Here is an 18,597-nt window from a genome sequence, read left to right on the forward strand (position 1 = left end):
GGAGTGACATCTCTAAGTTGCGCCTACAGTTTCTAAGTCCGATAATATATATTATGTTAAATCTTTAACCTCGCAAACCGCGATTCAGCTGTCCCACTCGCTGTTCTCTTAAGGCCGCAAAACCATCTCGCCGCCTTCGACGCCCCAGCTTTTTAGCCGCGAGAGCATGTTCATGCCGATGACGTTCATTTCCCCGAACGCCGGCGACACCACCACCGGCAGATCGCTTGCGCGGATCGGCCCGACCGCCAGCGTCCCGATGCTCGACCGCCGCGCCGAAACCTTGCCGTTGGCCGTGGTCATGATGACGCCCGGCTCGCCCACGTCATAGTTGAGGCCCGCCGCCCGCGCGGTCGTTTCGGACAGCGCCGTAAAGGTCGCACCGCTGTCGATCATGAAGCGCGCCGGCGTGCCGTTGATCGTGGCTTCGACCCAATAATGGCCGTCGGCCGCTACAGGCACCCGCAGCATCTGGCCCTCGGCGCGGGCGCGCGGCAGGCTCGGCGGCGCTTCGTCCGGCGCGCTGTTCCCTTCCTGTTCCGCCCAGCGCCCGGTCAGCAAACCCTGGCTCTGCGCCAGTTTCATGAGGCCCAGCAAGCCCGCGAAGATCGCCACCCACAGCAGCGCCATCCGCAGCACGCCGCCCCAGGCCAGCCGCCGGCCGACCAGCGCCGACCCGACCAGCACCAGCGCCAGCACATACCAGATCGCCGAAGCCGCCTGATCCGGCCCGTCCATCAGCCCATCCGCTCCAGTTCCACCACCAGCCCGTCATAGCCCGGCTCGACGCCTTCCGGTAGCGTCCGCCGCAGCATCGCATAATCCATGCTCTGGTCCATATGCGTCAGGACGGTCCGCCCCGGCCGCACCGCCGCGACGGCGTCCAGCGTCATGGCGAGATGCGGATGCGTCGGGTGCGGCTTCTCTCGCAGCGCATCGACCACCCACAGGTCCAGCCCGTCATAGAGCGCCAGCATGTCGGGCGTAACCGCATGAAAATCCGTGGCATAGCCGACGGAGCGCCCACCATGGCTGAAGCGGAATCCGGTCGAATATATCTCGCCATGCGGCTGATCGACGCAGGCGATATCGATATCGCCGATCCGCAAACCATCGGGCAGCACCCGCGCGTCGATCGTGGGATGATAGCCATGCCGCCCCTCGAACGCATAGCCGAAGCGTTCCTTCAAGAGCTTGAGCGTCTGCGCCCGCGCATAGCCCGGCACCGGCGTCCCGCGATGATGGTAGAGCTGCCGCACATCGTCCAGCCCATGGCTGTGATCGGCATGGTCGTGCGTCCACAGGATCGCGTCGATGTGAACCACATCGGCCGCCAGCAACTGCGCCCGCATGTCGGGCGAGGTGTCCACCAGGATACGGGTTGTGGGACTTTCGATCAGGATGGACACTCGCGTCCGCCGGTTCTTCGGCTCGGCAGGATCGCAACTGCCCCAGTCATTGCCGATGCGCGGCACCCCCGACGAGGTGCCGCTGCCCAGCATGACGAGCTTCAGGCTCATGCCGCCTTGCTGAAAAGGCTGCGGAAATTGGCCGATGTCGCCGCCGCCAGTTCCTCGACGCTCTCACCCCGCAACTTGGCAAGGAAGGCGGCGGTATCCGCGACGAAGGCCGGCTCGCACGGCCTGCCGCGATGCGGCACCGGCGCGAGGAAGGGCGAGTCCGTCTCGATCAGCAGCCGCTCGATCGGCAACCGCGCCGCCGTCTCCTGCAAGTCCTTGGCGTTCTTGAAGGTCACGATGCCCGATATGCTGATGTAGAAGCCCAATTCCATCGCCGTGTCGGCAAAGGCGCCACTCGCGGTGAAGCAGTGGATGACGCCGGTATAAGCCCCCTCCTCCCTCTCCTCGCGCATGATCCGCAGCGTATCCTCCTCCGCGTCCCGCGTGTGGACGATCAGCGGCAGGCCGGTCTCGCGGCAGGCGGCGATATGCGACCGGAAACTGCGCTGCTGCCGCTCGCGATCGCTATGGTCGTAATAATAATCAAGCCCCGTCTCACCAATGCCGACGACCCGCGGATGCGCCGCTCGCTCGACCAGCTTGGCGGTGTCGACATGCGGATGCTCGTCCGCCTCATGCGGGTGGATGCCGACCGTCGCCCACACGTCGCGCTCGCGCACTGCGGTCTCCAGCACCGCGTCCCACTCGCTTTCGCGCGTGGCGATGTTAAGCATCGTCCCCACACCCCGCGCCCGCGCCCGTTCCAGCACATTGGCCTGATCCTCGATCAAGCCCTTGTAATTGAGGTGGCAATGGCTGTCGATGAGCATGGGTCAGGCGTCCTCCGCCGGCAGTTCCAGACGCGGGAACAGCGGCGTCGGCGGGGCAAGGGTGAAGCCGCTTTCGGCCAGCGCCGAATACCAGTGCGCTCCGATGCCTTCATAGCTCCGCTTATCCGCCGGCACCCCCATATGGTCGAGCAAGGCCGTCGCGCTCTGGGGGATCACCGGCAGGATCGCCACCGCCAGTTGCGCAATGGCGATATAGAGCGTCGCCAGCACGGTCTCCATCCGCTGCGGGTCGGTCTTGCGCAGCGCCCAAGGGGCCTGCGCGTCGATATACTGGTTGCACGCGAAACAGGCGCGCAGCCAAGCCTCGATCGCGACGCTCGGCGCGAGATCGGCAAAAGCGTCGGGCATATCAGCAAGAATAGTCCGGTCGAGCAGCGCGAACAATTCCTCGTCCGCCGCCTCATGCCCATGGATCGCGGGCAGGCTGCCCGCGAGATTCTTCGCAATGAAACTCAACGTCCGCTGCGCCAAGTTGCCGAACGCGTTGCCCAGGTCGCTGTTCGCCCGCTGGACGATCGCCTCCGCGCTATAGCTGCCGTCATTGCCGAAGGTCACTTCGGACAGCAGGAAATAGCGCAGCTGGTCCACCCCGAACCGCTCGGCCAACTCCATCGGGTCGGCGACATTGCCCAGCGACTTGGACATTTTCTCGCCCCGATTGAGCAGGAAGCCATGGCCGAAGACGCGACGGGGCAACGGCAGCTTCGCGCTCATCAGGAAGGCCGGCCAGTAAACCGCATGAAATCGCACGATATCCTTGCCGATGATATGCGTGATGTCGCCGCCTTCCGCCCAATAGCGTGCCATCCGCTCGACATCGTCGGGATAGCCGCAGCCGGTCAGATAATTGGTGAGCGCATCGACCCACACATACATGACATGGCCCTCCGACCCCGGCACCTTCACCCCCCAGTCGAAGCTGGTGCGCGATACGCTGAGGTCCGACAGGCCGCCTTCCACGAAGCGCATCACTTCGTTGCGGCGGCTCTCGGGCTGGATGAATTCGGGATGCTCGCGGTAGAGCGCCAGCAGCCGGTCCTGATAGGCCGACAGGCGGAAGAACCAGCTTTCCTCGACGGTCCATTCGACCGGCGTGCCCTGCGGCGAGAGCTTCGCGCCCCCTTCCCCCGCGACAATCTCCTTCTCGTCGTAGAAGGCTTCGTCGCGCACCGAATACCAGCCCTCATAGCGGCCGAGATACAGGTCGCCATTCGCTTCCATCGCCCGCCAGATCGCTTGGCTCGCATGATGATGCGCCGGCTCGCTGGTGCGGATGAAGCGATCATAGCTGATGTTCAGCCCGTCGTTCATCGCCTTGAAATAGGACGCCATCTCGTCCGCCAGCGCCTGCGCGCTCACGCCCCGGTCGCGCGCCGTCTGCGCCATTTTCAGGCCATGCTCGTCGGTGCCGGTCTGGAAGAAGACGTCGCGGCCCATCATCCGCTGGAACCGCGCGATCGCGTCGGTGGCGATCACTTCATAGGCATGGCCGATATGCGGCCGGCCATTGGGGTAGGATATGGCGGTGGTGATGGTGAAGGGGCTCGACATGGCGCTTCCCTACCCGCTGTTCGCGCCGTCGCAAAGCCGCTTTTCAGGCGTCTCCTGCGAGCGCCGCGACATGGCCCGCCAGCTCGAAAACCACTGCGGCCGGATCGAGCGAGAGGATCACCGCTCCGCCTGCCAGCTGCCGCGCCTGCTCCCAATGATCGAGTGCGGTGCCAAGCGCCGGCCCGCTCCGCCCCCGCGCCGCCTGCGCGATGAAGGCCGGCGCGCGCTCAAGAAACGCCTCGTAGCGCGGCTTGGCGGCCTTGACCGCCAGCGCCTTCGCCAGCGCCAGCCGCCGCCGGTTGCCCGGATCGCCCTCCGCCGCCAGCGCGCCCAGCGTCTCCTCGATCTCCGCGAGGTTCAGCCCCGCATAGCGCAGCGCCTGCCCCGGCGACCCCTGCCCCGCCCGCACCAGCGCATCGATCTCGCGCGGCCCGAGCGTCTCATCCGCGCGCTTCAGCACCACCCGCATCGCGCCCTCGTCCAGCGCATCGAATCTCAATGTGCGGCATCGCGAGCGGATGGTCGGCAGCAGCCGGCCCGGCGCATGGCTGACCAGCAGGAAGAGCATGTCGGCCGGCGGCTCCTCCAGCGTCTTGAGCAGCGCATTGGCCGCGCCCCGCTCCAGATCGTCGGCGCTGTCGATCACCACCATCCGGCGCGGCGAGAGCGAAGGCGCCGACTGGATCAGCCGCCCCAGCCCTCGCACCTGATCCACCGTAATGTTGCGCGCGACCCCGCCGCCTTCCTTCTCCAGCGGCGCGAGTTCGGCATAGTCGGGGTGCGCGCCGGCCTCGATCAGCTTGCGGATCGGGTGGCTCTCCGGTGCGCCCAACCCCTCGCCGCCGACCGCCGGACCCGCAGCGTCGGCCAGCAGTCGGAGCGCCAGCGCGCGGGCGAAGCTGCCCTTGCCCACGCCCTGCGGCCCGGCGAGAATCCAGCCATGATGCATCCGCCCGCTCGCCGCCGCGGCAATCATCAGCCGCGCCTGCGTTTCATGCCCCAATATCGTCGTCATGGCACCAGATCGTCCAGCGCCGCGAGCAGCCGCGCCGTCACCGCCTCGGCCCCGCCCGAAGCATCGACCTTGCGAAACCGCGCCGGCTCGTCCCCGGCGAAGCGGTCGAACGCCGCCGCCACCGCGCGATGAAAGTCGCTCGCCCGTCCCCCGATCCGGTCAGGCGCATCGCCGTCCCGCGCCGTCGCCCGCTCGGCCGCCTCGGCCTCCGGCAACGCCAGCAGCAAGGTTCGATCGGGCAAAAACCCCTCGCTCCCGATCCGGTGCAGCGCCACGATGTCGGCGTCGGTCAGCTCGCCCTGCCCCTGATAGGCCCGGCTCGAATCGAGAAAACGGTCGGAGATCACCCACGCCCCGCGCGCCAGCGCCGGCCGGATCGTCCTTTCGACATGGTCGGCCCGCGCCGCCGCGAACAGCAAGGCCTCGGCCCGCGCGCTCCACCGGTCCGCGCCGCCGGTCAGCAGCAGCGCGCGGATCGCCTCCGCCCCCTCGCTCCCGCCCGGCTCGCGCGTCTCCACCACGTCGATGCCGCGCCCCCGCAACGCGGCGGCAAGCGCGCGCAACTGGGTCGATTTGCCCGCGCCCTCCCCGCCTTCCAGCGTGATGAAGCGGCCGGGCGTCACCCGAACAGCGACTTCATGCCGTTCCACAGCCGGCCGAACAGGCCCGCCTCGGTGACCTCCTCACCCGCGACCAGCGGCATGATCTGCGGCGGCGTGTCGGGCGTCTGGACGATCAGCTGGGCGATCTGCTGCCCCTTGGCGATCGGCGCCTTGATCGGCCCGGTATAGACGACCTTCACCTGCACATTGGCCGAAGCGGTGCGCGGCAGCGTGACCGCCAGATTCTGCGGCGCGACCAGCGGCACGCTCGACGCGCTGCCCAGCTGCACCTCGGCGTTTTCGACCGTCTGCCCCTTCTTGAACAAAGGCTGCGCCTTCCACGCCTTGAAGCCCCAGTCCATGAAGCGCACGCTCTCGGCGATCCGCCCGTTGAAGCTGGTCAGCCCCGCGACGACCATCACCAGCCGGCGGCCATCCTGCTCGGCAGACCCGGTGAAGCCGAAACCCGCTTCCTCAGTATGCCCGGTCTTGAGGCCATCCGCGCCCGCGATCTTGCCCAGGATGGGGTTGCGGTTGGCCTGCTGGATGTCCGCTCCGCCCATGGTCTTGCCCCAGGTGAAGGAGGTGGTGGCGTAGAATTTCTTGTAGAGGTCCGGCGTCTCCTCGACCGTCGCCTGCGCCAGCTTCGCCAGATCCTCGGCCGTCACATAGGTCACGCCCTCGTCCGGCCAGCCATTGCTGGTGCCGAAATGGCTGTTCTTGAGGCCCAGCCGCTTCGCCTCCTCGTTCATCAGCGCGACGAACGCCTGCTCGGTCCCGGCGATCCCCTCGGCGAGCACGACGCAGGCGTCATTGCCCGAAAGCGTCACGATGCCATGCAGCAGATTTTCGACCGACACCTGCTCGCCGGCGGAAAGGAACATGGTCGATCCCGCCTGCGGGCCATGCCATTGTTTCCACGTTTCGGGCCGCACGGTGAATTTCGTGTCGAGCTTGAGGTCACCCTTCTGGATCAGGCGGAAAGCGACATGCGCCGTCATCATCTTCGCCATAGACGCCGGCGGAATACGGGTCTGCCCGCCCTTGTCGTAGAGCACCGCCCCCGAAGACAGATCCTTCATATAGGCGATCGGCGCTTCGCTGCTATAGGGCGGCGCGGCGGCGATCAGCGGCTGGGCCAGCACCGCGCCGGCCAGGATCAGGGCAAGGGACTTCTTCATCGGTGAACGACCTTCGGGTGGAGGGAATCGCGGGGATATAGCGATGCTTACCGCGCGTCATTAGCCATGATGCGGCCATTCTCAAACCCCTTGGCCGCCGCTGCGCGCACACCCGCCTGCGCCGCCTGCTGCGTGGCATAGGGACCAAGCCGCACGCGCCACACGCCGCCGCCCTCGACGACGTTCGCGCCCAGCGACCGCGCCGCCGCCGCCGCCCGCGCCTGTGAGGAGAAAGCAGCGACCTGCACCACATAGCCGCCGCCGACGCGAGCCGGCGCGGAGCGCGGCGCTGGTGCCGCCGGGGCGGGGCGCGGCGCGACCGGCGCGCGCGCCGCCCCGGCCTCCTCGACGACAAAATCCACGCCCGGGGTGCTCGACCGCTGCGGTGGCGTGGCGGGAGCAGGCGCAGGGGAAGCAGGCCGCGTAGCGCGCGCCGGCCTGGGCGGCGTTGCAGCGGCCGGGGCGCCCAACCGCGACCGCAGCACCTTCAGCAGCGGCGCGGGCGTCTCCAGCCGCTCGGCCGCACGCCCTTGCGCGCGCAGCACCGCGCGCTCCTGCTCGGGCGGGTTGACCCGCCGCACCCTGACCGCGATCGGCCCGCCCGGCGATACGCCCAACTGCTCGATCGCGCCGGGCGACAGGCCGATCAGCACGTCGGTGCGCATCGGCCCGCGATCATTGACCCGCGCCAATATGGTGCGCCCGCTGTCGAGCGCCGTCACCTCGACATAACTGGGCAGCGGCAGAGTCTTGTGCGCGGCGGCGATGGCGGCGGGCGCGAACGCTTCGCCATTGGCGGTCGCCCCGCCCTGACTTGCCTCGCTCAGCGGCGCGGCATAGCCGACCTCGTCATAATAAGCGGGGTCGGCGGGCGTGTAGGTCTTGCCGCCCACCTGATAAGGCGCGCCCAGTTCCACCGGCGCGTCGGCGACCATCCCGCCGCCCGGCTGCGCCACCGCCGCTCCGCCTGCCAGCGCCAGCATCATGACGGCAACCGCCGCCGTCTTATTGTTTGACCGCATCCGCCAGCAACCCCACCGACAAGGCATAGAAATTGGAGCAATTATAATCCAGGATCGCGCGATAATTGCTGGTCAGCAGATAGGCGGTCTTGCCCGGCCCGTCGGGTTCCAGCAGAGTCGCCATGACGCTATCGGCTGGCCAGACCCCACTTTGCGGAAACAGCCCTAGCCGCCGCCACTCCGCCAGGGTGAGCCAGCGGCTATGCCGGTTGAACACGCGCGGGCAGCGCGCCGGCTCGATCTTCGCCGCCACCGCCGACCGGTTGAAGCCAGCGGGCACATTCACCGCCACGCCCCAGGGCTGTCCGCGCCGCCATCCCGACTGCACGAAATAATTGGCGATCGACGCCAGCGCATCGGCCTCGCTGGTCCAGATATCGGCGCGCCCGTCGCCATCGCCATCCTTGGCCAGACGCAGATAGACGCTCGGCAGGAACTGCGGATAGCCTGTCGCCCCGGCCCAGCTCCCCACCAGCCGGCTGCGCGGCACGCCGTTGTCGAGCATCTTGAGCGTCGCCAGCAATTCGGGCTCGAACAAGGCCCGCCGCCGCCCTTCCCACGACAATGTCGCCAGCGACCGGATCAGGTCGAAATCGCCGGTATAGCTGCCATAATTGGTTTCATGCCCGTAGATCGCGACCATGATCTCCTCCGGCACGCCCGTCTCCGCCTCGATCCGCGCCAGCCGCGCCCGATTGGCCTGATAGACGGTCCGCCCCCGCCCGATCCGCGCGGCGTCGACATGTTGGCGGCGATAAGGCTCGAAATTGGGGATCGGCGAATAGGCCCCCCCGCCCGGCTGGCTTTGATCGAGCTGAATGACGCGCATATTGGGGGTCAGCGTCGCGAACACGCTATCGAGCGTCGCGTCCCGGATTCCCATCGCCCGCGCCTTGGGCCGAAGCCCCTCCAGATAGGCGCGAAATCCCGCCTCATCCTGCGCGGCGGCGGGCGGCGCACAAGCCGACGATCCGACCGCGCCGACCAGCATCAGCGCAAGCGGCGCCATCAAAGAACGCAGAGAATCCCTCATCCCCCTGTTGTTGCACAGGGCGGGCGGCAGGTGAATCCCCATAATGGACCCAAAGGCGACGAACCGCCCGCCGCAGCATTTCCCCTTGGCAAGCCCGCCCGGCACGCTAAGGAAGCGAGCCATCAAGGACAGGTGGCCGAGTGGTTTAAGGCAGCGGTCTTGAAAACCGCCGTGGGTTCACGCTCACCGTGGGTTCGAATCCCACCCTGTCCGCCAATTCCTTTTCTCGACCAGAAATGTCCTCTAACACCTTGAACGGTAAGGATATTTCGGGGGTTCGAACGCCCTCTTTCCAGTCATATTCCAGATGGGTGTCCAAAGTGAGTTTGAGGACGATTCTTTTGTCCTCAAAAGTGCCATTCTCCCAAAGATTACAAGGGTTTGATAAAAACTCAAAAGCGGTTCGAAAAGTCGCATCATAGTCCGGCAGCGCCGTGCCGCAGCGGGCGGTTTTCTCCGCCAGAACCAGCTTTTCGCGCTCCAGTTCACCGACTTTGCGCTCATAAGCCGAGATCACTGCATCGCAGTCAGAGGCAACGATGCGGTCGAGCAACTGGCCGATCTTCTTATCGACCCCGGCGGCTTCCAGTTTCAGCCGGGCCTTCTCGTCCTTCACGGTCGCAATGCGGTCATTCCAGCGTTTGCGGAACACGGCGGACAGAACCGCGACCAGTTCGTGGCTAGGCTTCAATGCCCGCAGCAGCGTTTCAAACGCGCCTTCGACCTTGGCGCGGGCAACCGACTTCCCGAACTTGGCGCAGCCGCGATGGCGGCAGACGTAATAAGGATAGGTCGCTGTGCGGCCCTTGGTCCAGTTTGCCGTCATAGGATGCTGGCAGTCGCCGCACGTCACAAACCCGCGCAGCGGGAAATCCTCGTGTATGTCGGCGCGGGCGGGCGCGACGGGCTTCCCGTTGAGATACTCCTGAACGCGCATGAACGTCTCAAGGCTGATAACGCCTTCATGCTGCCCCTCGCGCAGCGAAACGTCCCAAATCTCGCTTTCAACATATCCGGCGTAGACGGGATTGGTCAGTATGCGGTGCGTCTGCTCATTGGTCAGATGGCCGTGACGGGTGACGGGAAAGCCAGCATGGGATTCCCAGAACCGCTTTACCTCCGATTGCGAGCTGAACCGACCATTCGCATAGCCTTCCAGCCCCTCCCCGATGATCGAGGCAAGAGGTTCCTTGCGCACGAGGACCGACCCGCCCGCCGGGCTGCGCTGATATTCGTAGCCGGTGGGCGCATGAAATACCCAAAAGCCGTTCTGCAACCGCGCCCGCATACGGTTTTTGACCTGTTCGGCATTCTTCTGCCGGGCGTGCTGCGCAACGCTTGCCAGCACGTTCTCCATGAACAGGCTGTCTGAGTCATGGCCGAACTCGATAGAGGGAGATTCCAGCCATGCCCCTGCCAGCAGGATCGCGTCTTTCAGATCGAAATGGTTGTGCTTTTCCCGCGCCATGCGGCTTATGTCGTCGATAATGACGACGAGGCCGAGCTTACGGTTCTTGCGGAGAAACGCGATCATTGCGTCAATGCCGGTGCGGCTCCTGTAAGCGCCCGAAATGTCGTCGGTATAAACGCCAACGACATTATGGCCCCGATGCCCGGCATATTCGCGGCAGCGGGTTTCCTGCGACGACAGGCCGTTGCCTTCGCGGGCCTGCTTCTTGGACGATACCCGGCAGTAAATGACAGCGGGGCGATTATTCAGTCTCATGGCGCGTCTTGCCCTCCGGGCTGGTGTCGGCGCTTGCGTCCTCTAGGAGGTCGATAGCTTCGTGTTCTCTGATCGTTCCGAGCCTAGCATGACCGGGAATCCCAAGGAAACGGGCATTTGCGCGTGCCGATAAGGAAAGCTGGACGGGATGGGAGCCGAAAGCCTGATCTATGAAGGACATGGCGATGTTATCCACAATACGGATAAGATCGTTCTTGCGGTCGTCCGTCATGTCGAAGGTGGCGACATGCGCACGAAACTCAGCCAGTTCTTCAGGTGTCAGTGGTGACACGTCATCCTCTGCTGCAATAGCAGCGCCCCTTTATTGGGGCGCGGGATGACCACTAAGCTGTATCCGATTGAAATCTGGGAAGAACGTCACGTTCAGCCCGCGCCCAGCCTTCAATGACGCTTTACGTCCTCTATGAAGGTCTATTCTTAGTTTATCTCAAATAGTTGTTTGTTTGCAAGTATTTGCATGTCAAGCGAAGCCGCTGTGCAGATCGCGCACATCACGCATCTGCTCCCGCCATGGATCGACCGCATAGAATGGGAGCCGGTCGCAAACGAACAACGATGGCAGACCAGCCACTTTGATAATCTGCCGACCCGCGCCGATGGCGCGAATATCCTCTGATTGCAGGACCGGGCGGCGGGTTTCGCCGCGATTGGCCCCGGCGCTTTCGACCGTGCCACCGCCCACGTTCAGGCCATGCGTGACGATAGTGCGGTTGCCCGACCATTTCTCGACATCGCGCAGCATCTCCGGGTCTTCAACGCCGGTCATGGTGAAGATGGCGGCCTGATCTTCGAATTCCTTCACCGCCTCTTTCGACCAGCGGCCTTCCATCGAATAGCGGCCTTGGCTGAAGAACCAGAGCTGGATTCCCTTGCCGCGATAAAGCCGCAGCGCCTTCATGATGGCGGGCGCAGGCGGGAGCTGGGGAAACTCATCAAGGATGAAGCACGTCCGTAAGCGCCCCTTCTCGCGAGCGATGGCCTCAATCGCATAATTCACGATGAGGCTGATCCACGGTGCGATCACGCCCAGCTTGTCGGATGGCGAGATCAGATAGACCGTGCAGGCTTCACGTTTCAGCCGCCCGAAATCAAAGTCATTGCCAAAGGTGGCGCGTTCCAGCGTCTTGCCCGGCTCGAATGCCGCCAGCGCCTCAATCGCATCGGACTTATAGGCTTCAAATTGCTTCGGCGCATCGAGCAGCGTTGCCCGCAATGCCCCGGCGCGGCGGGCGACCCCTTCAATGCCGCAGGTTTCCATCATGGAGAACGCCAGTTCGGTATCTTCCGGCGGCGCGTTCACGAACCGCCACAGCCCGCCCAGATTGCACAGCTCCGGCTCGCAATGGGCGAGGTATTCCATGCGGGTCGCCAGCAGCCGCAACGCGCCCTTGCGCACCCAGCTATCGCCATCTTTCGGATTGGGCGGCAGCAGGATTTGCGCAATCTCATCGGCTTGCGTGTCTATCTCCCCGCCAGAGGCAATAATATCGACCAGAATGTGCAGCGGATTGATCCGCGCATTCGGCAGACCGAGCAGCCCGAACGGGTTGAGATAGATGCAAGGCTGGCCCAGCGTGTCGGCGCGGTGCTGATATGATGCGTAGCAGTTCTCGCCATCCTTCACGTCCACGACGACCAGCGAACGGTCGCGGACATGGGCGAGGTTCGGCAGGATCATATCGCGGCCCTTGCCGGACCCGGTGCGGGCATAGGTCAGTAACTGGCCTTCGCCAGCGAAGAACAGCGCATTGCCGTCCAGCGCGCCGAGGAACAGGCCATTGGCATCAAGCAAGCCGGATTGCGCCGCGTCATGCAGATCAGCGAGCCGTCCATTGCCGAGCTGGCCGGACGCTGCGGCATTCGCCATCACCTGTTGCTGGATAGCCGCCTTGCGGCGGCTATCCTCCGCCCGCCGCAAATCTTCGGCGCGGACGAAATGCCCGTAGAGGCTTGGCATCATGCCAAGGAGCTGCGCGAACCGCATCAGCGCGGCCCGTAATGCGGGGTTTCGTCGGACAGCGGCGGCACTGGCGGAATTTGCAAAGGCCGATAGCGGTCGAGCTGCTGGCGCACGGCATCGGGCGATGGGATATTGGTGTCCCAGCCCTCAACCTCTATCAGCACGCCCGACTGCACGGCATCGTCCAGCTCGCCTTGCAGTTCTTCCGTCAGGCTGTCCGCATATTCCAGCGGCCCGCGTCCCAGCTCAGGATCGAACAGGCTGATGATCCGGCCCAGCGATCTTGCGAAATTGGTCAGCCCGGTATCGCTGCTTTGCGCCGAACGGGCGATAGAAACCCGGTGCTGCGCATATGCCTGCTGAAGCTGGGTCGTCGCTTCGGCATACATGCGGGCGCGGTCATAGGTGGCGTTGTAGTTGCTCAGCACCGCCTGCGTCATGGCCTGATATTCCTGATTGTTCTGAGCAGCGGCCATGCGGACCTGTTCAGCCCAATTCTCATAGCGGGCGTTCTGTTGCAGCTCCGCCGCCCGAACCGTTGCGGTCAGGCGGGCATCATAGGTTCCCATCAGGGTTGAGGGTTTCAGGGCATCGGGCGCGTAGTATTCAGCCCCGAAGAACGCCGCCCCCGCCATGAGGATCGAGCCGAGAAACGACACAGCCGCCGGAATGCGCGGACCCGGTGGCTGCATGTAGATGACGGGCGGCTGGGCGGCTTGCGGGATCGGTGATGGCAGTGCCGGGACGTTCGCCTGTTCCGCACTGCCATCATCGCCGTAACTGATTTTCATGGTCTGACTCCTAGGCTGGATTGCCGGAGGAAGCAGAGCAGATCGGGCAGATTGACTTGGGAGGAAGATCAGCCTTTCGGGCGTGATTTCATTGCCTCCAAAGCCATCGCGAACATGCGCAGACGGGGCAGAACCTTTTGTTGAATCGCTTGGGCGGGTTCGCGGTCACGCCATTTCAGGAAGTCGCCAACCCATTTGAAGCTGGGTTCGCCAAAGGTCTCATCAACCTCCGGCAGCCGAACCTTCGCACCACCGGGGGCGTAAAACTCGCCGTCAAATCCATAGACCTGATCCGCGACCCAATCCATCAGCTTGCGGCGGGACAGGCGAAGATCGCCCAGCTCGCGAGCCATCCGGCGGACAGCTTGGCGGTCCAGCAACTCATCGTCAGAAGGGATATAGAGGAACCGCCGACCGATAGGTTCAGCATCGAACGGGACCGTGAGAAGCCCGCCGCGCCAAGGGTAGCGATGCAGGAGCCAGCGGAGCAGCGGGCGGAGGATCGAGTTAGCCATTGGCGCAATCTCCTAAGCAAGAAGCTACATGCTTCATCACTGGATATGTGCCTGTGAAATGCGGGGTAAAAGGCGGCGCTGCGCTGACCGCAAGATGTGCGTGGTAATACCACGCCTATCTTGGCAAGGGAGACGCTGGCGCTCTCCCGTTGCATCCCTCTGGCCAACCGGCGCTCACAAACTCCCCCACTCCCACCCGCCAGCCATGACCAGGCTAGCGCTTGGTCATGTCGCCTAGGGTCGCAGGGAGAATGTTCGCGCCGGTGCAACGACTGGCCGTTGCATCACCAGTCAGGGCGCGTTCCTGCTCCCCGACACCCCATGACCATAATGGCGCATCGCCGCCCCTCTGGACACCCTCGACCAACCCTACGCGGATTGGATGCCGTCGCCCGTTAGAACGCGAACTTAGCTTGCCCTTTATCTTCGACAGGTCGGAGCCGGGCATATGCGAGAAGTTCGGCAATCGAGCCGCCCTTGTCTCGCCACCCGTAGAACGTGCCTTCACCGAGGAGGACGTAGTGCCAATCGGCTTCGCTACGATCTTCGGGCGCAAGCGCATTTATGCGGTCACACCAAGCTACCGCCGCCTTCCGCTTCCGCAGGACGTTCGGGCTGGTAAGCTGTCCTTGGGCCTTCGTCTCCACCAGATAAATGGCATCGCCCGCCCTCACCAGAAAGTCAGGCGAATAGAAGGCTGGCAAGCCATCCTCCTTGATATAGCGGAGCCGGGCGAAGGTATGTTTCTGCTCGTTGATCTTGCAGAAGGCATCAACGCTGGCATCTTTCTCGCATGTTTCCATGAAACCCTGTTCCAGTCCGCCGTTGCGGGATGGATACGGAAGCCGCAGATAGATCGCCTTTTCGACCGCCAGCGACGAGCCTTCGCGCATGGCGAGTTTCGGCACTTCGGACAGGCGGCGGTGCGCCACTTCCGCATCCGCCACAATCACACTGTCTTCCGCTTCGAGAATGGCCCGCGCCCAAACCTTGATGATATGTTCGGTCACGGGATCGAGCAGCAGCACCCGCCAATTTTCATCGGCCAGCGGTTCGAAATCCTGCTTGAACAGATATTGCCGGATGAAGCCGTCAATGCCTTCGGCCAGTTCGGCGCGGTTGATCTGGATATAGGGAAATTTGCTCGCGTTGGCGAACGCCTTGGAACTGCCGGTGGCTTCCGTCAGCGTAACCGCTTCCGTAATCCGGCGCGTGATCCGGGCCAGATAGTCATTGTAGCCGGTGGCGGTCATCACGCCCCCATGCACACGGTAATCTCCAAAACGGGTCTTCGCCTGCACATCTTCGGAGTGAAACTTCTCGCCATGCCCCAGCTGGCTTTTCAACTGATCGAGCGAAAATGACCCGAACGGCTGCAATGCCGCCGGATCAATCTGCGTGTCTTCCAGTTCCTCGACCTGTTCACGCAGGATGAAGGGAATGGCAAAGTCGTATTCCTCAAAGCCGTCCCGCAGGCCGACCGAGATAAGATCGCCGGTCGAACTGCCATTCTGATCGTCTTCATCATCCGATTCAGCGGCCAGTCCCTCTTGAATCAACTCATCATAGAAACTCTGAAAAGCCGGGTGTTCGACAATCGAAAGAATGTCGATCATGTTATTCGGGGTTTTGCCGGTGCGGATTAGCTGCCGGTTTTCCCGCTTAATGTCGTCATATTCGTTGCCGCGCCACATCAGGCGCAGGCCGCGCCCTATGGTCTGTTCGAGCAGGATGCCCGCGCCCGATGCGCGCAACGGCACGATGACGCAGATATTGTTCACGTCGAAACCTTCGCGCAGCATCAGGACACTGACGATCACACGCGGCGACTTATGCCGGTCAACATCGAACAGCCGTTCGCGAAGCACCTTCCATTCGTCGGGCTTTAATTCGCCCTTGCGGTTGGAATCGACCCGCAGCACCTCATCATCGGCAAGGCCTTCAAGCTGCATGAAATCGGCCACCAGCGGCGTGACCGTGGTATCCTCGCAGACAACCAGCATCTTCGGATGCTTGTCGGGATCGAGAGCCGCGAAATCCGATTCGAGCTTGCGGAGTTTGGTCAGCCCCGCCCGCAGCATGATCCGCTGCCCTTCCGAGAGCATCGGATTACCGTTTTCGTCACGATCCGCCTTGAAATCCAGTTCATCGTTGGAAAGCGCGCCGATTTCCGAACGCTTGTCCAGCACCAGCGACTTGACCAGCCCCGCCCGCATGGCGGTCTTTAGGTCAAAATCCACGATGATATGAGGAAAGTAGGACTTGCGGGAGTTTTTGCCGGTTCCAACTTCATTGTAAGGTGTGGCCGAAAAGTCCACTTGGACGAAACGGCTGCCCTTGGGTTCGGCAATGAGGTTAAGGCTCTTTTGCCACTCAACCTCTGTCACCTCACCTTCACGCTTGAAATCATGGATATGGTGCGCTTCGTCATTGAAGACCATTAGCGCGGGCAAATCCTTGAGATAGGACAGGATGCCGCCACGCTCATAGCGCCGGTTCAGCACATTGAGATCATTGCCCTGACTGGTTCCCGGTGTCAGCGGCAGGATGCTCTGCACAACCGTTTTCGGATCAGCCGACTGGCCCGGCGCATCAATATCCTCATCTTCCAGCGGCTCGCCTTCTTCCGAGAGAACATGCCAGTTGGATATGGCGATGATGCCGCCAGCCGTCACCTTGCGGCCAATATCCTCCTTGGGGCAGACCGCACCCTGCACAAAGCGAAAGACTTCATCCCGGTATGCGTCGGGGATGAATAATTCTTGGAAAATAGACAGGTCGGAGATTGTGAAATCGCGCTTGCCCTCGCGTTCCTTCCCCATGAACGCATCAAGGAGCCGATCATAAACAATCAGGCCGGGCGCAACGACGAGGAAATTCTTGGTGTAACGCCCACTTTCCGAAGCGCGGGCGGCATTGAGAATCTGCCAGATCATCAGGGCTTGCAGAACCCACGTCTTGCCCGTCCCGGTCGCCATTTTCAGGCAGTATTTCGGATAGCCATTCTTAGGTGCGCGGATCACTTCAGAATCGCGCGCACTTGCCAGCATCACATCCGGCGCGGCGACCTGATAAAGATCTTGCAGCGTGTTGATGCCCAGCACTTCATGGGCATAAATCACGTTCAGCAGGGCTTGCCGCTGTCCGGGGTGAAAATTGAACCGGCGCGCATCCTGAAATTCCGCCTGAAACCACCATTTGAGCAGTTCCGCCGTCATTTCCGAAACCTGATCGAGAATCGGCGCATCGCCGCTTTCCAGCCCGGCGCAGGCATCTTCAACCTTGGCCGTCAGCCCCTTGGCGAGCGACAGGTCATTGATACTCGCCATTATGCCACCTCAACCGTTGCTTCGGCCTCAAACCCGAACACATCGACAACGCGAACGCACACGTGCCGTTTGCCGTCTTTCTTGGGCAGGGCGGTAAGCCGGGCCGTTGTGACAACCCGGTAAGGGTCATCATCATTTTCAGTGTTGCCGCGATAATCCTGCCAGACGGAACGGAACACTTCCCCGTCATAGTCGGGATCGACGCTCCAATATTCGATCAGCGCCAGCGGGTCGGAATTGATGACCTTTTGCAACTTGTCGCGGTTGGCCTCATCCAGATTGAGGGCTTCGGGCGACAGCAGAACATAGTTCGCTATCGACACGGAAAGGGATTCGCCTTCCCCGGCCTGTTCCCGTTTGACCGCGCCCAGCTTCAAATATTGCAGCGACGAGAACCGCACTTCATCAGCCTTGAGCTTGTGGCCTTTCTTCTTGAGCCGGTCGAGCAGATCGGGCGGGATAACCAGCACTTCGAGGCGATCACCTTGGCCCAAGGCTTCAATATCGTGGCCGATGGTGGGCGAGAAATTCCAGCCAAGGATGATAACCTTATCCCATCCGCCCATCAGGTTTTCACGGATTTCAACGGCGCGGCGAAGGGTGGCAAGGCCAGTCATCTTGTTCGGGCTATCAGCCAGAACTAGCGTTTTGCTCCCTTGGAGCCGCCCCATGTTCTTGTTCGGATTCTCCTCAACCGGCAGCGGCAACGCCCCATAAAGGCTCAGCACGATCTCGGCCAGATCGCCAATGCGGAACTTGCTCCCCATCGTGGAGCGCATCTGTTCAACCTGATAATCACCAATATGCTGATAAAGAAATGGCTTGGCATCTTGGTCGATAAGGCGCTTGCGGGTCATCATGCAGGCTGGCTTACCAAGATCGGAAGCAAGCCATCGACGACCAAGCCTTTCCGCCACAGCCGCCGTTGTTCCTGAACCCACGAAAAAGTCAGCAACAAGATCACCTTCTTTCGAGGCAGCGGAAATAACCGTTTCCACAACGGTTTCAGGTTTCTGCGTTTTGTATCCTAGATTCTCCGTCTTATCCGCAGGCTGTAGCATCGACATATACCACACATCGTCGACGCCCTTGTCTTCCGCTTCGATATATATCAGGTTTCCTGCTTCATCTCGCGCGTTAACAAGTTTCTGTTTTTCCTTACTCCATGCGCGTTTTAATTGGCGCTGTTTCTCGGCTCGTTCTTCTTTTATCTTATTAAAAGAGAATTTATCTCCATTTCTGTACCAGTATATTACGTCATGATTTTTCGGGAAATGATTAACATTTCCCTGCATCTTGTTGTAATAATGCCAAACAATCTCATTGATAAAGTGATCTCGTCCAAATATCTCATCAAGAGCTATTTTGACATAATGGCCAACATGCCAATCCAAATGAACAAAAATTGTCCCATTTGGTGAGAGCAATTCTTTCATAAGGTAAAGACGTGGGATAATCATCTTTAAGTAAGAAGATGTTCCATCGGCGGTCGTGTCCCACGGGGTGGTGTAGGAAGGTTTCCCTGAGAGGGTGGCCACCG

General features: G+C 62.3%; 16 protein-coding genes, 1 tRNA gene and 1 pseudogene. 2 read left to right on the top strand and 16 right to left on the bottom strand.

Going from position 1 to position 18,597, the window contains the following annotated elements:
- Positions 1-108 precede the first annotated feature (108 nt).
- Genes V2B31_RS09555 through V2B31_RS09595 form a run of 9 tightly spaced genes read right to left on the bottom strand, consistent with a single transcriptional unit; the run spans position 109 to position 8,691 of the window.
- Complete coding sequence (locus V2B31_RS09555; protein WP_328277838.1) at positions 109-738, bottom strand: retropepsin-like aspartic protease family protein; 630 nt, start codon at positions 736-738, stop codon at positions 109-111.
- On the bottom strand, positions 738-1,520 hold the full coding sequence (locus V2B31_RS09560; RefSeq protein WP_328277840.1) for an MBL fold metallo-hydrolase: 783 nt from the start codon (positions 1,518-1,520) through the stop codon (positions 738-740). The genes V2B31_RS09555 and V2B31_RS09560 overlap by 1 nt, the downstream gene beginning before the upstream one ends.
- Positions 1,517-2,290, bottom strand: a complete 774-nt coding sequence (locus V2B31_RS09565) for a TatD family hydrolase (RefSeq protein ID WP_328277842.1) — start codon at positions 2,288-2,290, stop codon at positions 1,517-1,519. Before V2B31_RS09565 ends, V2B31_RS09560 begins: the two co-directional genes overlap by 4 nt.
- Positions 2,291-2,293: 3 nt before the next feature.
- Positions 2,294-3,862 carry a methionine--tRNA ligase gene (metG, locus tag V2B31_RS09570; RefSeq protein ID WP_328277844.1) on the bottom strand — a complete coding sequence of 523 codons (1,569 nt, stop codon included), beginning with the start codon at positions 3,860-3,862 and terminating at the stop codon, positions 2,294-2,296.
- Positions 3,863-3,905: 43 nt separating this feature from the next.
- Positions 3,906-4,877, bottom strand: a complete 972-nt coding sequence (locus V2B31_RS09575; RefSeq protein WP_328277845.1) for a DNA polymerase III subunit delta' — start codon at positions 4,875-4,877, stop codon at positions 3,906-3,908.
- The gene (gene tmk / locus V2B31_RS09580; RefSeq protein WP_328277867.1) at positions 4,874-5,500 is read right to left on the bottom strand and encodes a dTMP kinase; all 627 of its coding nucleotides are present in this window, start codon (positions 5,498-5,500) and stop codon (positions 4,874-4,876) included. The genes V2B31_RS09575 and tmk overlap by 4 nt, the downstream gene beginning before the upstream one ends.
- Positions 5,497-6,660, bottom strand: coding sequence for a D-alanyl-D-alanine carboxypeptidase family protein (locus V2B31_RS09585; protein WP_328277847.1), 1,164 nt, complete (start codon positions 6,658-6,660; stop codon positions 5,497-5,499). The genes tmk and V2B31_RS09585 overlap by 4 nt, the downstream gene beginning before the upstream one ends.
- 47 nt (positions 6,661-6,707) lie before the next feature.
- Positions 6,708-7,682 (bottom strand): septal ring lytic transglycosylase RlpA family protein, encoded by a 975-nt coding sequence (locus V2B31_RS09590; protein ID WP_328277849.1) that lies wholly within the window; start codon positions 7,680-7,682, stop codon positions 6,708-6,710.
- Complete coding sequence (locus tag V2B31_RS09595; protein WP_328277852.1) at positions 7,666-8,691, bottom strand: lytic murein transglycosylase; 1,026 nt, start codon at positions 8,689-8,691, stop codon at positions 7,666-7,668. The genes V2B31_RS09590 and V2B31_RS09595 overlap by 17 nt, the downstream gene beginning before the upstream one ends.
- 150 nt (positions 8,692-8,841) lie before the next feature.
- On the opposite strand from V2B31_RS09595, the gene V2B31_RS09600 reads away from it, so the two are divergent.
- Positions 8,842-8,931 (top strand) — tRNA-Ser (locus V2B31_RS09600).
- 541 nt (positions 8,932-9,472) lie between these two features.
- Here the strand turns inward: V2B31_RS09600 and V2B31_RS20050 are convergent.
- From V2B31_RS20050 to V2B31_RS09615, 3 genes and pseudogenes are all read right to left on the bottom strand, one after another.
- Positions 9,473-10,441, bottom strand: a pseudogene (locus tag V2B31_RS20050) (recombinase family protein); the annotation flags it as partial.
- Positions 10,428-10,733 carry a hypothetical protein gene (locus tag V2B31_RS09610; protein ID WP_328277855.1) on the bottom strand — a complete coding sequence of 102 codons (306 nt, stop codon included), beginning with the start codon at positions 10,731-10,733 and terminating at the stop codon, positions 10,428-10,430. The gene V2B31_RS09610 and the pseudogene V2B31_RS20050, both read right to left, overlap by 14 nt.
- Before the next feature lie 189 nt (positions 10,734-10,922).
- Positions 10,923-12,329 carry a type IV secretory system conjugative DNA transfer family protein gene (locus V2B31_RS09615; RefSeq protein WP_328277869.1) on the bottom strand — a complete coding sequence of 469 codons (1,407 nt, stop codon included), beginning with the start codon at positions 12,327-12,329 and terminating at the stop codon, positions 10,923-10,925.
- Between V2B31_RS09615 and V2B31_RS09620 the strand changes: the two genes are divergently transcribed.
- Entirely contained in the window at positions 12,273-12,461 is a 189-nt protein-coding gene (locus V2B31_RS09620) for a hypothetical protein (protein WP_328277871.1), read from the top strand. The two genes, V2B31_RS09615 and V2B31_RS09620, sit on opposite strands and share 57 nt — an antisense overlap.
- Here the strand turns inward: V2B31_RS09620 and V2B31_RS09625 are convergent.
- The 4 genes from V2B31_RS09625 to V2B31_RS09640 form a co-directional block, all read right to left on the bottom strand.
- Positions 12,446-13,213, bottom strand: coding sequence for a hypothetical protein (locus V2B31_RS09625; RefSeq protein WP_328277857.1), 768 nt, complete (start codon positions 13,211-13,213; stop codon positions 12,446-12,448). The two genes, V2B31_RS09620 and V2B31_RS09625, sit on opposite strands and share 16 nt — an antisense overlap.
- 68 nt (positions 13,214-13,281) lie before the next feature.
- On the bottom strand, positions 13,282-13,728 hold the full coding sequence (locus tag V2B31_RS09630; protein WP_328277859.1) for a hypothetical protein: 447 nt from the start codon (positions 13,726-13,728) through the stop codon (positions 13,282-13,284).
- A gap of 395 nt (positions 13,729-14,123) precedes the next feature.
- Positions 14,124-17,057, bottom strand: a complete 2,934-nt coding sequence (locus tag V2B31_RS09635) for a DEAD/DEAH box helicase family protein (RefSeq protein WP_328277861.1) — start codon at positions 17,055-17,057, stop codon at positions 14,124-14,126.
- Positions 17,057-18,597: DNA methyltransferase (locus tag V2B31_RS09640; RefSeq protein ID WP_328277863.1), on the bottom strand; the 1,541-nt coding region annotated here is incomplete at its 5' end. The genes V2B31_RS09640 and V2B31_RS09635, both read right to left, overlap by 1 nt.

It is taken from the genome of Sphingobium sp. (assembly GCF_036170395.1).
In the GTDB taxonomy this organism is placed as follows: domain Bacteria; phylum Pseudomonadota; class Alphaproteobacteria; order Sphingomonadales; family Sphingomonadaceae; genus Sphingobium.

Coding starts and splice junctions, on each gene's coding strand:
- V2B31_RS09555 (WP_328277838.1), bottom strand. CDS start 738: ATGGACGGGCCGGATCAGGCGGCTTCGGCGATCTGGTATGTGCTGGCG.
- V2B31_RS09560 (WP_328277840.1), bottom strand. CDS start 1,520: ATGAGCCTGAAGCTCGTCATGCTGGGCAGCGGCACCTCGTCGGGGGTG.
- V2B31_RS09565 (WP_328277842.1), bottom strand. CDS start 2,290: ATGCTCATCGACAGCCATTGCCACCTCAATTACAAGGGCTTGATCGAG.
- metG (WP_328277844.1), bottom strand. CDS start 3,862: ATGTCGAGCCCCTTCACCATCACCACCGCCATATCCTACCCCAATGGC.
- V2B31_RS09575 (WP_328277845.1), bottom strand. CDS start 4,877: ATGACGACGATATTGGGGCATGAAACGCAGGCGCGGCTGATGATTGCC.
- V2B31_RS09585 (WP_328277847.1), bottom strand. CDS start 6,660: ATGAAGAAGTCCCTTGCCCTGATCCTGGCCGGCGCGGTGCTGGCCCAG.
- V2B31_RS09590 (WP_328277849.1), bottom strand. CDS start 7,682: ATGCGGTCAAACAATAAGACGGCGGCGGTTGCCGTCATGATGCTGGCG.
- V2B31_RS09595 (WP_328277852.1), bottom strand. CDS start 8,691: ATGGCGCCGCTTGCGCTGATGCTGGTCGGCGCGGTCGGATCGTCGGCT.
- V2B31_RS09620 (WP_328277871.1), top strand. CDS start 12,273: ATGCAGATCAGCGAGCCGTCCATTGCCGAGCTGGCCGGACGCTGCGGC.
- V2B31_RS09615 (WP_328277869.1), bottom strand. CDS start 12,329: ATGGCGAATGCCGCAGCGTCCGGCCAGCTCGGCAATGGACGGCTCGCT.
- V2B31_RS09625 (WP_328277857.1), bottom strand. CDS start 13,213: ATGAAAATCAGTTACGGCGATGATGGCAGTGCGGAACAGGCGAACGTC.
- V2B31_RS09630 (WP_328277859.1), bottom strand. CDS start 13,728: ATGGCTAACTCGATCCTCCGCCCGCTGCTCCGCTGGCTCCTGCATCGC.
- V2B31_RS09635 (WP_328277861.1), bottom strand. CDS start 17,057: ATGGCGAGTATCAATGACCTGTCGCTCGCCAAGGGGCTGACGGCCAAG.